Raw genomic sequence first — 13,578 nt, forward strand, 5'->3', positions numbered from 1 at the left:
GGGGACTTATCGTTCCCCGCCAGCGGCGGCCGGGACGTCGATCCCTTCGTCTTTATACTGGTTCAGCTTGTTCCGCAAGGTCCGTATGGAAATCCCCAGAATGTTGGCCGCATGGGTGCGGTTGCCCAGGCAATGATCCAATGTATTCAATATCATATGGCGTTCCACGTCGGCGATGGTCCGGCCCACCAGGGTTTCAACCGCACCCGGGTTTTGGATGTTTGCCGGGGGGGCGGATGCCGAAACGCCCGCGCCGGACACGCCGGACATGGACGGGGCGTTGGACGGGCTGGCCGCCGGGGCAGAGCCCAGGCCGCCGCCTTCGGGCAGGAAGATGGCTTCGGTTTCAATTTCATCCGCCATCGACATCAGCACGGCGCGGTGCATGGTGTTTTCCAGCTCGCGAATATTGCCGCGCCATTTATAGGATTGCAGGGCGCGCTGGGCCTCTGCCGCGATGCGTTTCTTCTCAACGCCATTCTGGTCGGCGAATTTGTCGGCAAAAAACTGGGCCAACGGCACGATATCACCCGGACGTTCGCGCAAAGCGGGCAGGCGGATATTGACGACGTTCAGGCGGAAATACAAATCCTCGCGGAACTCGCCTTTCTTCACGCTGTCTTCCAGATTGCGGTTGGATGTGGCGATCAAACGGACATCGACCTTCACCGGATCGTTGTTGCCGATGCGGGTGATTTCGCGTTCCTGAATCGCGCGCAGCAATTTGGCTTGCAGCGACGGGTGCATTTCGGTCACTTCGTCCAGCAGCAACGTGCCGCCATGTGCTTCTTCAAATTTACCAAGGCGGCGGGATGTTGCGCCCGTAAACGCGCCCTTTTCATGACCAAATAATTCGGATTCCAACAATGATTCCGGAATGGCCGCGCAGTTCAGGGCGATAAACGCGCCGTCCTTGCGTTTGGATTTATTGTGAATGTAACGCGACATCACCTCCTTACCCGTTCCGGATTCACCTGTGATCAACACGGTGGCTTCGGATGGGGCGATTTTGTCGGCCATTTTGACAACGGCCTGCATGACCGCGTCATTCGCGATCATCGTATTGTTTTCTTCGGTCACGGCGGACAAAACGGCCGCGATCAATTCCGCATCAGGGGGCAGGGGGATGTATTCCTTCGCGCCATCCTGAATCGCCTTCACGGCGGCGCGGGCATCGGTGTTGATGCCACAGGCGACGACGGGCAGATGGATGCGCTCAGCTTTCAGCGCTTCGACAAACTGGCCAACTTTTTGTTTCACATCGATCATGACCAGATCGGCGCCCTTGCCGTTCCGCAATGCGCCCAGGGCCTGTTCGATATCTTCGCAATGGATGACCTTGGCTCCGCGCTGTAATGCGATTTTACCCGCCGCGCTGATATAGCCTTCAAGTTGTCCGACAATCATAAGACGCATGTTCACTTAACCCCTTTGAGTCAATGATATTAGGGCCAAAGATGGGGGAGGAAAAGGGTGAATGGCGTATTTTGCCATAATTTTCACAGCTTTAAGGCTTGATTCTCAATCGAAATATTTGATCCGCTCGGCCGGGGGCAATTCGCTGTTCAGCAGCATTTCCAGGCGACGGGGATTGTCCTGCCGGGCGATCGAGGTCATGGCCAGCGCAACCATGGTTTTGATGGTGGCCTCGTCGTTGGAATTGCGTTCCAGCTTGGCCGCCAGCGGAGCCAGCAAAACCATGCCCAGTACGGCCCCGTAAAACGTGGTCAGCAGGGCCACGGCCATCGCCGGGCCAATCGCATCCGGGTTGTCCAGATCGGCCAGCATTTGCACCAGACCAATGAGTGTCCCGATCAATCCCATCGCCGGGGCAATTTCCGATCCACGGCGCAGAATGTTGGCGGACCGGCGGTGGCGTTCGACCAGCGCGTCGATTTCCTGGCTCAAAACACGGTCAATATCATCGGCGTTATAGCCATCGGTGACCAACTGCACGGCGCTTTGCAGGAATTTATCCTTCTTCAATTCGCTTTCGGCCCCGGCCAGCGCCAGCAGGCCGCGTTTGCGCGCAATCATGGCCAGATCCATCAATTGTTTCGCCATGGTGGATGGTTTCCACACACGGCGGAACAGCGAGTTGCCCATGACGCCAATCGACTTGCGTAATTCTTCGCCCGTGAATGAAATGCTGGTCGCGGCAACGGTACCCAGAACCACAATCAGGATTGAGGGCAGGTTAAAAAAACTGGCGTTGCTTTGGCCGATGGCGATACCACCGGCAATCAGCGCCAGCGCGCTGGTCACACCGACAACGGTCGCCAGGTCCAGCTTGCGGCGCGGTGCCGTGATGCTGAGGACCACATCCGGACCGCCAGTGGCTCCGGATGAATCATCGGAGCTTTGTGCGGCACGCAGTTGGGATGCATCACTGGTCATACAGTTTTACCAAAGAGGAATTGGAAGATTAGTTGCGATCCGATTTGACAATCTCGGTCATGGTCACGCCCAGCTTGTCTTCGACCACAACAACCTCGCCACGGGCGACCAGACGGTTGTTGACATAGATGTCGATCGCTTCGCCGACCTTGCGGTCCAGTTCAACCACGGCACCGCGGCCCAGTTTCAGCAACTGGCTGACCTGCATGGTGGAGCGGCCCAGAACGGCGGAGATTTGCACCGGAATGTCATAAATGGCGGTGACGTCACCGGCCATCGGTTCGCCGTATTCGTAATCTTTCTCGTCGCTTTCGGGCAGGCCGACGGATTCGATTTCGTTCAGGTTCATCCCTGCTTTGGCTTTTGTATCCTGATTATCGTCCGTCATATGGACTTCTCCAGCTTATTGGCTTTGATCGGATGCGGGGGGTTCCGTTACGGAAATAGCCGCATTGTGAATGTTCTGTTCACTATTATCGGTCAGGTTGGCCCGGTCTGCAAGGACCTGTTCAATCTGGGCGCTAATCTGTTCGGCCAGATGCTGGGGATCGCGCACGGCCGTGCCGTTGGCCCAGCCCATGCGGCACTGCCCGGCGGCCAGGGACGGGTGGCTGCGCACGGTACAGCGGGCCCCTTGGCCGCCGTCACGCAAAACCGAATCAATATGCTGGCGAATCGCATCCACATAGGCTTCCGGCACCTCGATCACGATTTCCGGCATATCGCGGACCGTTTCCAGCACGTTTTCAATCATGATTTTCACGTCATTCAGGCCCGCCTGTTCGTTTAGCGACGGGAAACAGCGTTTGAAAATAGCGTGGGCCAGTTGGACGGCTTCTTCCTCAAACGTGTTGTAACGCAGGGCCTCGGCGCGGAAGAGCAGGTCGAAATGATCGCGAATGCTGTTCAGCGTCATTGAAACATCTTTTTCAATGCTGCCCAGCGTTTCATTGATGCCGTCCTTGCGCCCTTGTTCCATGGCGGCCCGGGTGGCTTTGGCTAATTCTTCTTCGCTGAATGTCGGGGGCGGGGGCGGTTCATCGGGTGCAATGATCTCTTCCTCTTCCGCCGCATCGAATTTGTTGCGGTCGAACAGGAATTTCCGGACGTCTTTCGGCGATGCTGTATTCTTATCACTCATATTTTAACGCCGTTCCGAACTTTAGTAGATCAGCTCGTCTTCCTCGTTGCCGCTGGCAATCACGATCTCGCCACGGGCTTCCAGATCCTTGGTCACATTGACCACGTATTGTTGTGATTCCTCGACTTCTTTCAGGCGGACCGGGCCCATGGCACCCATGTCTTCCTTCATAATCTTGGCCGCACGTTCCGACATGTTCGAGAAGAACAGGTCGCGCAGGGATTCCGTCGCGCCTTTGAGGGCGAGGGGCAGTTTGTCCTTGTCCACGGCGCGGATAATGGTCTGGATCGCCGCCGGGTCCAGTTTGGCCAGATCCTCGAACGTGAACATCAGGCTGCGGATCTTTTCAGCCGATTCCGGCGTGATGCGTTCCAGCTCTTCCATGAAGCGGGTTTCGACCGAACGGTCGAGGTTGTTGAAAATCTCGGCCATGACTTCGTGGCTGTCGCGGCGCTGGGTGCGGGACAGGTTGGCCATGAATTCGGTGCGCAGGGTTTTTTCAACGTCTTCCAGAACTTCCTTCTGCACCGCTTCCATGCGCAGCATGCGGTGAATAACTTCCATCACGAAGTTTTCCGGGAGCAGGGCCATAACGCGCGCGGCGTGGTCCGGCGTCACCTTGGACAACACAACGGCCACGGTCTGCGGATATTCTTTTTGCAGGAAGTTGGCGAGGATTTCCTCGTTCACGTTGCCCAGCTTTTCCCACATGGTTCGGCCCGCGGGACCGCGGATTTCTTCCATGATCTGGGTTACTTTGTCTTTGCCCAGAACTTTGGTCAGCAGGCGTTCGGTGGAATCCATCGTGCCGACCAGGTTGTTGGTCGAACTCATTTGTTCAGCGAAATCGATAAACAGGCGTTCAACGACGTTGGCGCTGACCTTCCCCAGGTTGGCCATGGTCTGGGAGATTTCCATGATCTCCTCATCATCCATATGCTCGAAAATCCGGGCGGTGTGTTCCTCGCCCAGGGCCAGCATGAAGATGGCGGCTTTTTCGGCACCGGACAGGGTGCGATAATCCTCACGTACACGCATCGTGCGCTCGTTCCCTTTTTATTTTAGCTTTCCTGGCTCATCCAGCTCCGGATCACGGAGACGGTTTCAGCAGGGTAGGTGGATACAATATCTTCGACCTTGCGGACGGAGGATGCTTTAACTTTACCTTCGACCTGTTTCATGTCGATCAGGCTATCTTCTTCCTCGGCTTCCGGCGGGCTGAATTGTTCGCCGCCCGGACCGGTCAAGGCCGGTGTCGGTGCGCGCGCGGACAGCAGGGCTTGTTGATCGCCTTCGTCTTCGTCGGCGTTCAGACCTTCGGTGGCCAGCAGGCGGCCAACCATCGGCTGCAGAACCAGCAGAACGACCAGGATAACCATGATCGCCACGGTGATGATTTCAGCCGCACGCAGGATATCGCTGCGTTCAAAACCGAACAGCAGGTTGGACGTATCTTCAATGCCCAGATCCATATCGGCGAATTGCATGTTGACGATTTCAACCGTATCGCCACGGGATTCATCGTATCCAATCGCGGAGCGGACCAGTTGGCGGATTTGTTCCAGTTCCTGTTCACTGCGCGGTTGGTATGTTTTGTTGCCCTCGGCATCGGTGGCATAGGTGCCATCAACCAGAACCGCCACGGACAAGCGTTTGACTTCGCCCACTTCGCTGACGCGGTTGCGGACGGTCTTGCTGATTTCAAAGTTGGTGGTTTCTTCAACGCGGGACCCTTCGGACGCGCTGCCTGGTTCACCCAGCAAATCGCCAGAAATACCCGGCAGGTTGTTTTGAACGGATACGTCCTGCGGCGCGGATTCTTTTTCTGAATTCAGTTCTTCAACCGTTTGAACGGAACGGGCAACCTGGCTTTCCGGGTCGAACACTTCTTCGCTGGTCGTGACGCGGTCGAAATTCAATTCGGCGGTGACCGTGGCGCGTACGCGGCCATAACCAACGGTACGGCCAATGATGTCTTCAACCGATTGCGTCAGGCGCGTTTCGTATGCGCGGCGCATTTCTTCGGCTTTCATCGCCATCAGGCTGGTGTCCTGTTCACCACCACGCGCCAGCAAATTGCCCTGGCTGTCGATCACGGACACGCTGTCGGCCTTCATGTTCGGCACAGCGGATGCGACCAATGACTGGATCGACATGATCTGTTCGCGTTCCAGACGGGCGCCTTGGTTCAGTTGCAGAAACACGCTGGCGCTGGCCGGGCGGTTTTCACGGCTGAACAATTCGCGTTGCGGCAGGACCAAGTGGACGCGGGCAGCCTTGATCGGGCTGAGCGAACCGATGGTGCGCGCCAGTTCGCCTTCCAATGCGCGGACCTGATTGATGTTCTGAATGAAGTTCGTGGTGCCAAAGCCCGATTGTTTATCAAACAATTCGTAACCCATCGATCCGCCATTGGGCAGGCCCGCTTCGGCCAGCAACATGCGGGCGCGGCCCACTTCGCTTTCGGGGACCATGATGCGTGTGCCATCGGGTGACACATCGTAACGAATTTGGGATTCTTCCAGCTTCGCGGCAACGGATGCGGAATCCGTGGATGACAAATCGCTATACAGTAATTTCAGAGATGGCGTAGACACGCGCATCGACACGAAAATGAAAAAGATCAAAAGCGTCACCAGCACGCCACCCATGATGCCGAGGCGGGCGGGGCCGAGTTGTCGCAATGTATCCATAAAGCTGTTCACGTCTGCAATCCTGACAGTAGCGTTAAAGCGGTCGAGCGCGGTGTTGTTTTTAAGTCAAACCGCGCGGACGCGCGGCGCAGAAAACGAGGGTTTCTCCTATCAAAGGTACCCGAGAATAGGGGGCCGCGCAAATGCGAACCGCATCGTAAAAATTATAGCGCGTTTTGCGCCCTATTGCCACGTATGCGGGCCGCTTTGCCTCGGTCTATCCCTTTGAGTTTTCTGGCACAGTTTGCTGTTTCTCATGCCAAATCGGCTAAAATTCCAGTAATGGCTTGATTTCAAGTAATATTATGCGTCCGTTTGGCTTAATCTTTGTTGAATCTGTTCATTGTTACTGGAATGTTTCATTTAAGTTAATTGGTCTATCGCAAGTATAGTTTTAAAGTCTTGTAGTATAAAATGTTATTTCTGGGGCGGTTTACTCGCAGTAATCGGTGATATTATTTAATAAAAGGGCGGGGTTTAGTTTTTTCGAATATTTGCATGGGGTGAGTTTTTCCTTACAATCGGGGCGAATATTGCCTGCATACATGGGCAGATGCGTGCATTTTCTTGACAGGTGGTGTGGAATTGCGGTAGCATGGTATCTAGGTAGTATACCAAAAGTGTGACCGCGCGCCGTACAAGTTTGAACGGCGCATTCGGGTGGGGACCCGGAATGGCACACCGCAACGGGTATACGGGTCAGGAAGGAATGATTGAAGCAGTGAACTCAGTGCTGTCTAACGCGCCGCTGATTCGGGGAAGCACCGAACAGCAGAGCACGTCACGCACGCAAGCTGCTAACCCTGACAAGGTTCAAGTGGTGGCGCAGGCCCCGTATATCAGCCCCTATGTTCATGTTGATGTGAATCACGACAGGGCCGTGTTGCAATTGCGTGACCCGGATACGGGTGACGTCGTTCGCCAAATCCCGTCCGAGCCGATGCTGGATGCGATGCGCCGTCAGGACGCAACGCTGGAAGCGCGCCGCGTGGCCCAGGCCGAGGAATCCGCTCGTGAAAACCGGGTGCAGCAGGTGTCCCAACCGGTCCAGCAGCAGGTGCAGGTTCAGCAGCCCGCCCCGCAAACGCAGGCCCCGACGCCAACCCAACAACAATTCGCCGCATTCGCCAGTGCCGCAAATTTTGCGGCCGCCAGCCAGCCGACAACAACGGTGAGCGTCCTCGCATAACATCTTGAGCAGGTGGGAAAAACTGAAAACAAGGCGACCGATGATCCGGTCGCTTTTTTGTTTGTGTTTCATGGATACGGTTCGAGGCGTATCGGATAATCCGTGTCCATTCGTAGTTCAGAAAACAAAAACCCCGGCGCGAATTCCGCATCCGGGGTTTTAAAAACTGTGGGGCAGGGCGTTGATTACTTCTCTCCGGCCTTTTTCTCTGGCGTGGCTTCGCCCTCTGGCGTTGGCTTCGTCATCAACCCGGCGGCGATTTCGCGGTTGATGTCGATCAACACGTCCAGCTTTTCCTTTTTCGGGTCGGCCAGAATATCCAGCGTGCGTTTGAAAACGTAAGCGCCCAAATTGGCGATATTGGCGCGCAAAGCGTCGGGGCGGCCATCTTCCTCGCCCGCGGTGGCGTTGTCGACGAACATCAGCCAGATCTGGCGGTTGTGGCGCAGGGCGTCATCCAGCTCTTCCAGCTTGTAACTGTCCCAGCGGTTTTGAATGTCCTGCATCTTCTGCACGGCTTTCAACAATGCGCGCGCTTCAATCTCGCGCGGGTCGGTTGTTGTCGTGCGGGCGTGTTGGGCATAGGCCCCGGCGGCGCTGGCGTGCGGGTTGGTCGGGGGCAGTGGTGGTTTTTGATCACTAGGCATTATCAATCAAACCTTGTTCGTACTTGATCAGTTCACGCGCTTCTTTCATGGCCTGATAATACTGGCCGGAAAGAATTTTATCGTTAATGCTGGCGAAGAAAACGGTGGTGGTCGGGGCCGCTTCCTGAATTTCGCGAATGGTTGAGAAATACTTCTCAAAGTATTGATCCGGCTTGGAAGAAATGTACATGCACTGGATCAGAAAATAGATTTTCTTCGCCGGCGTATTCACGTCTTCTTCGCGCAACACATCCTTCTCGCGCAGGATGGGGGCGTTGCCCGCAATGTGCAGGCGGGTGCGCTGGCTGTCATTGGTGATGACGGCTTCGCCGATCAGAATTTTTTCACCTGGCTTCAGGTCGATGATAAGAGCCATAAAGGATTTCTTCCCTGATAAAGCGAACGTCCCAAAATTGGGGGCCGGAATGGCGCCAGAATGGCTTTCACCGTCCGCAGTAAGACCAATACCATCTTAAAAGTAACATATTAGCGGAAGGTTAAAAAGTAAGCCTTTCATTTTCCAAAAGAAAATCCCGGCACGGGCCGGGATTTCCTCCATTCCTTGGTATGGGGCGGTGAGCGGATCAGGCAATAATATTGCCGTTTGTGTACAGCGCCTGTTCATCCGTCAAACCGGTCACGCCGGTCAGGGATGCAATCTGGGTCAGGCCGTATGTGCCGCCCGTGCCATCCTGGTCGACGAAGACCGCGCTGTCCGTTCCGTTATCCGTAATGGTTACGAAATCGGTGATCGCGTCGGTCAGCGGGTCGAACAAAGTGAGCAGGTCGGACAGATCCAGCACATCCCCATCCCCAACCGTGAAGTCGGTAATGGTGTCGACATTGTTAAACGCCGAAGCGGATTCGAAAACGAACAGATCGTCATCCGCGCCACCGTTCAGGCTGTCGGCCCCGTCACCGCCATACAGAACGTCGCTGCCCGCGCCGCCATACAGGGCATCCGCCCCGTCATGGCCATACAGCACGTTGGCCGATCCGTTGCCGGTGATGGTGTCGGCATAATCCGATCCCGATACATTTTCGATATTCGATAACGTGTCGGTCCCGCCCAGCCCATCGCTGGCCGATCCGGTGGACAGGTCAACGGTAATGCCGGAGGTGGCCGCGCCGTAATCAATATGGTCAATACCGGCCCCACCATCGAACGCATTGTCCCCGGCATTGCCGATGAACGCATCGTCATAATCGGACCCGATAATGGATTCGATATTCGACAACGTATCGGTGCCACCCAGGCCATCATTGGCGGTTCCGGTCGACAAATCGACGGTAATACCGGCAAGGGCGGCGCTGAAATCAACACTGTCGATGCCGTTACCGCCATCAATCACGTTGTTTCCGGCGGTGCCGATAAAGGCATCGGCGTAATCCGATCCGGTCACGTTTTCAATGCTGACCAGCGTATCGGTGCCGCCCAGCCCGTCATCGGCCATTCCGGCGGACAGGTCCACACTGACCCCGGCGGTGGCGGTGCTGTAATCGACTGTGTCGGATCCATCCCCGCCGTTCAGGGTGTCATTCCCGCCCAATCCGGCCAGAACGTCATCCCCGGCACCGCCTTCCAGTATGTTGGCGGCGGCATCGCCGGTGATGCTGTCGGCAAAACCGGACCCGGTGATGTTTTCGATGTTGGATAATGTATCCGTGCCACCATCGCCATCGCTGGCCGTGCCCGTGGACAAATCAACCACAATGCCGGATGCGGCGGCGTTGTACCGCACGGTGTCGTTATCCGCGCCACCGTCAATCACATCATCACCCGCACCGCCAATAATAATATTGGCCGCGGCGTTGCCCGTCAGCGTATCGGCATTCGCCGATCCAATGATGTTTTCAAAGGAGAGCAGGGTATCCGTCCCGCCCAGCCCATCACTGGCCGTCCCGGTCAACACATCAACAACCACGCCGGATGTTGCGGCACTGTAATCGATTGTGTCGATGCCGTTGCCCGCATCGAGCACATTGTTCCCCGCATCGCCCGTAAAGGTGTCGGCATAGGCGGACCCCGTGACGTTTTCAATGTTGGAAATGGTGTCGGTGCCGCCCGTGCCGTCACTGACCGTTCCGGTGGCCAGGTTGACGATCACACCGGATGTGGCCGCATTGTACAACAGGGTGTCGTTATCCGCGCCGCCGTCAATGACATCGTTGCCCGCGCCGCCAGTGATAACGTCATCGCCGTTGCCGCCGTTCAGCGTGTCATTGCCGTTGTTCCCGGTCATGGTGTCATTGCCATCACCGCCATTCAGAACATTGGCCGCGCTGCTGCCCGTCAGCGTGTCGGCATAGGCCGACCCGATCACGTTTTCAATGCTGGACAATGTATCCGTGCCGCCCAGCCCGTCACTGGCCGTATTGGTGGTCAGGTTGACGGTCACGCCGGACATGGATGCGCTGTAATCAACCGTATCCGTGCCACTGCCACCGATCAGGCTGTCATTCCCCGCACCACCGATCAGAACATCATTCCCGTTCCCACCGTTCAGCACGTTATTGCCCGTGTTTCCGGTGATGGTATCGGCCTGGCTGGACCCGGTGACGTTTTCAATGTCGACCAGCGTATCGGTGCCATACCCGGTCGCGGTCCCGGCGACCAGATCCACCGTCACGCCCGTGCCCGACCCGGCAAAGGTCGCGGTATCCGTGCCCGCACCCCCGTCGATCGTGTCATCCCCCGATCCACCGTTCAGGACATCGTCCCCATCGCCGCCATACAAATCATCATTCCCCGCATCGCCGTTCAGCGTATCGGCCCCGGCATCGCCATACAGATCATCATTGTCATTGCCGCCCGACAACGTGTCATTGTCATTGCCACCATGCAATTCATCATCACCCGCACCACCGGTCAGGGTGTCGGTGCCAAAATCACCATAGATAATGTCGGCGCCCGTTCCGCCATCCAGAACGTTGTTTTCTGAATCGCCTGTAATGGTGTCGGCATAAATCGAACCAATCACATTTTCGATGGCTGTGATTGTGTCCGACCCTTGGCCGGTCGCTGTTCCATTGGAAAGATCGACGGTTACGCCGGATACGGCGGCGGCGTAGTTGATCGTATCAACACCGTCACCCCCATCCAGAATGTCGTCGCCTTCGCCACCGAAGAGGGTGTCGTTTCCACCTTCGCCGTAAATTTCATCATTTCCATCCCGGCCATCCAGAATATTGGCGTTATTATCACCAATCAGGATGTCATCGTGGCTGGATGCAGTGATGGATTCAAAGTTCGAAATTGTATCGGTTCCACCTAAGCCATCGTCGACAGTGCCACTGGAAAAATCAATGGTAACGCCAACGGATGAGGTGGCGAAGCTGAGCGTATCAAATCCCCCCGCACCATCCAGAACGTCATTCCCGGCCCCGCCATCAATGACGTTGTCAAGCCCATTGCCAATAATGGTGTCATTATAGGCCGACCCTGTAACGGATTCGATACTGCTCAGGACGTCAATGCCTTCACCGATCGCAAGCCCGGTATCCAGATTGACGCTAACCGCTGTTGCAGACGTGGCGTATGTAACTGTATCAATGCCACCGCTACCGTTCAGCGTATCATCACCCAGGCCACCGGACAGGGTATCATCGCCCGCGCCACCGTAGATGACGTCATTTCCATCGCCACCATTCAGCGTGTCATTGCCATCTTCACCAAACAGCATGTCATCGCCGCCATTGCCGTTGACAATATCGTCACCAGCCTTGCCGTTCATGACTTGTGCAATGTTGAGGCCGTTGAGGGTGTTTGCGGATGAGTCGCCGAAAGTTTGGCTGTTTGATAAATCGACATCAATAATGTCGGAATATTTGATGTCTTCAATGGCAATAATCATGTTGCCATTTGTATCGGTACCGTATTGATCTTTAATGATGATTGATGTCGCGTTTTTGTAAGTAATCATTAAATCGCGATCGTTTACAAAGCTTGTTGTCATGTAGGTGGAGTAACCGGACCCAAGATTCAGTGAAATTTTGTCTAATGCCCCACTTTCATCTTGAACAGTTACTGTATAATTGCTGGGCCAGCTATTGTGATGGCCAAAATTATGAATTCTGTAGAGGTCATCGCCAGATCCTCCATTTAGGTTAGTGCTACCATACTCTGAATGCAGTATGTCATTTCCCGCTTCTCCGTAGAGGGTGTCTGCGCCGCCCTCTGGGTTACCGTATTGGCGGCCGTCGACAAGTTCATCGTTTCCGTTCCCCCCGTAAATTGTATCGTCGCCGTTCCCACCAAGAACAAAATCGTCTCCGTCTCCGGCGTAAATCAAATCGTCTCCGCTTGAAGAAGATGTGTTGAGATGTTCGCCATAAATTACGTCGTCGCCAGTTCCTCCGTGGATCAAATCATTACCAGCGCTTCCGGATATAGTGTCGTTTCCACTGTCCCCATATACAATATCTGCCCCAGCACCTACGTAGATACTGTCGTTACCATCGCCACCATAAACTTCTTGAACTTTTGAAGCTGTCCCGGAGACATTGATAGAGTCTGCTCCAGCGCCAGCATACACAATGTTGTTTGAATCATTGGGAGATGAAACGGAGTCATTGCCATCTCCTCCGTAGACAATGTTGTTTCCAGTCCCTGTGTTTATAGAGTTTCCATCATTACCGCCGTAAATGGTATCATTTCCCGCTTCTCCGTTAAGAAAGTTGAAGCCACCACCGCCGTAAATAGTGTCGTTTCCTGCGCCACCATAGATATGGTCATTTCCGGATGTTAGATTATACTCATCGTCACCATATAGCGTGTCGTCTCCGGTATGTCCGTAAACGTAATCGGCTCCGGCATCTCCAAAGACGATTCCTGCGCCTGATAGCGTGTCGTTTCCATTGCCACCGCGTAGCGTTCCGGTGCTTGTGGATACGTTTATGTTGTCATTGCCATCGCCGCCATAAACAAGGTGGGTACGGCCTGCGAAGGATGAATAGTTTGTTACGTGGTCGTTTCCGCTGCCGCCGTGAAATTCCAGATGTGAGCCGTAGTGATAGATTTGGGATCCGCCAGCGTCTGTATAAACAACCGATGATGCATAAGTGTATGCTGTCAGATGTCCGGCTCCGCCGTAAATTATTTTATTTCCTGTTGTCCATCCGTGGATGGTTTCGTCACCATCGTCACCATAAATAACATCGTTTCCATCTCCTGGGCGAATAATGTCGTTTCCTGCGCCGCCGTGAATTTCGTCATCTCCTGCGCCAGCATTGATATCGTCTGCGCCACCGTTGCCATAGATAATGTCGTTACCCTCGTAGGCGCTGATGTTGTCGCTATCGGCGGTGCCGTTCAGAGTATCGTCGCCAGATGTTCCGGTAATTGTTGCCATGATTTATTACTCCCTGTTTTGTGTGAAAAATGAAATGCGGGAGTAGGGTAGCGGATTTTGTGGAGGGGGTGATTCGGGATTGGTGCAACCTGTGGGGTTTTCCACAAGGAATGGTTGTTTTCTGTGGTGATTGCGTGTTTTGGGTTTGGGGTGGGGCGGG

10 protein-coding genes are annotated in these 13,578 nt (G+C 55.0%); 1 reads left to right on the plus strand and 9 read right to left on the minus strand.

The features are described 5' to 3' along the window. Positions 1-6: 6 nt before the first annotated feature. The 6 genes from A11S_RS03235 to fliF form a co-directional block, all read right to left on the minus strand. The gene (locus A11S_RS03235; RefSeq protein WP_015467051.1) at positions 7-1,416 is read right to left on the minus strand and encodes a sigma-54-dependent transcriptional regulator; all 1,410 of its coding nucleotides are present in this window, start codon (positions 1,414-1,416) and stop codon (positions 7-9) included. A gap of 105 nt (positions 1,417-1,521) precedes the next feature. After that, the gene (locus A11S_RS03240; protein ID WP_015467052.1) at positions 1,522-2,397 is read right to left on the minus strand and encodes a motility protein A; all 876 of its coding nucleotides are present in this window, start codon (positions 2,395-2,397) and stop codon (positions 1,522-1,524) included. 28 nt (positions 2,398-2,425) lie between these two features. Next, complete coding sequence (gene fliN, locus A11S_RS03245; protein WP_407635804.1) at positions 2,426-2,674, minus strand: flagellar motor switch protein FliN; 249 nt, start codon at positions 2,672-2,674, stop codon at positions 2,426-2,428. A 126-nt stretch (positions 2,675-2,800) separates the two neighbouring features. Continuing rightward, positions 2,801-3,538 (minus strand): FliH/SctL family protein, encoded by a 738-nt coding sequence (locus tag A11S_RS03250; RefSeq protein WP_015467054.1) that lies wholly within the window; start codon positions 3,536-3,538, stop codon positions 2,801-2,803. Positions 3,539-3,559: 21 nt separating this feature from the next. Continuing rightward, the gene (fliG, locus tag A11S_RS03255; RefSeq protein ID WP_015467055.1) at positions 3,560-4,576 is read right to left on the minus strand and encodes a flagellar motor switch protein FliG; all 1,017 of its coding nucleotides are present in this window, start codon (positions 4,574-4,576) and stop codon (positions 3,560-3,562) included. Positions 4,577-4,599: 23 nt separating this feature from the next. Next, positions 4,600-6,243: a flagellar basal-body MS-ring/collar protein FliF gene (gene fliF / locus A11S_RS03260; protein ID WP_015467056.1), complete on the minus strand. Its 1,644-nt coding sequence runs from the start codon at positions 6,241-6,243 to the stop codon at positions 4,600-4,602. 661 nt (positions 6,244-6,904) lie between these two features. Between fliF and A11S_RS03265 the strand changes: the two genes are divergently transcribed. Then, positions 6,905-7,420 carry a flagellar protein FlaG gene (locus tag A11S_RS03265; protein WP_235068098.1) on the plus strand — a complete coding sequence of 172 codons (516 nt, stop codon included), beginning with the start codon at positions 6,905-6,907 and terminating at the stop codon, positions 7,418-7,420. A 185-nt stretch (positions 7,421-7,605) separates the two neighbouring features. Here the strand turns inward: A11S_RS03265 and flaF are convergent, their stop codons facing one another. The 3 genes from flaF to A11S_RS12135 form a co-directional block, all read right to left on the minus strand. Continuing rightward, positions 7,606-8,067: a flagellar biosynthesis regulator FlaF gene (gene flaF / locus A11S_RS03270; RefSeq protein ID WP_015467059.1), complete on the minus strand. Its 462-nt coding sequence runs from the start codon at positions 8,065-8,067 to the stop codon at positions 7,606-7,608. Next, positions 8,060-8,443, minus strand: coding sequence for a flagellar biosynthesis repressor FlbT (locus A11S_RS03275; RefSeq protein WP_014102329.1), 384 nt, complete (start codon positions 8,441-8,443; stop codon positions 8,060-8,062). The genes flaF and A11S_RS03275 overlap by 8 nt, the downstream gene beginning before the upstream one ends. A 208-nt stretch (positions 8,444-8,651) precedes the next feature. Beyond that, positions 8,652-13,418 (minus strand): beta strand repeat-containing protein, encoded by a 4,767-nt coding sequence (locus A11S_RS12135; protein WP_081604744.1) that lies wholly within the window; start codon positions 13,416-13,418, stop codon positions 8,652-8,654. Between the last annotated feature and the right edge of the window lie 160 nt (positions 13,419-13,578).

The sequence above is a fragment of the Micavibrio aeruginosavorus EPB genome (genome assembly GCF_000348745.1).
GTDB lineage: Bacteria > Pseudomonadota > Alphaproteobacteria > Micavibrionales > Micavibrionaceae > Micavibrio > Micavibrio aeruginosavorus_A.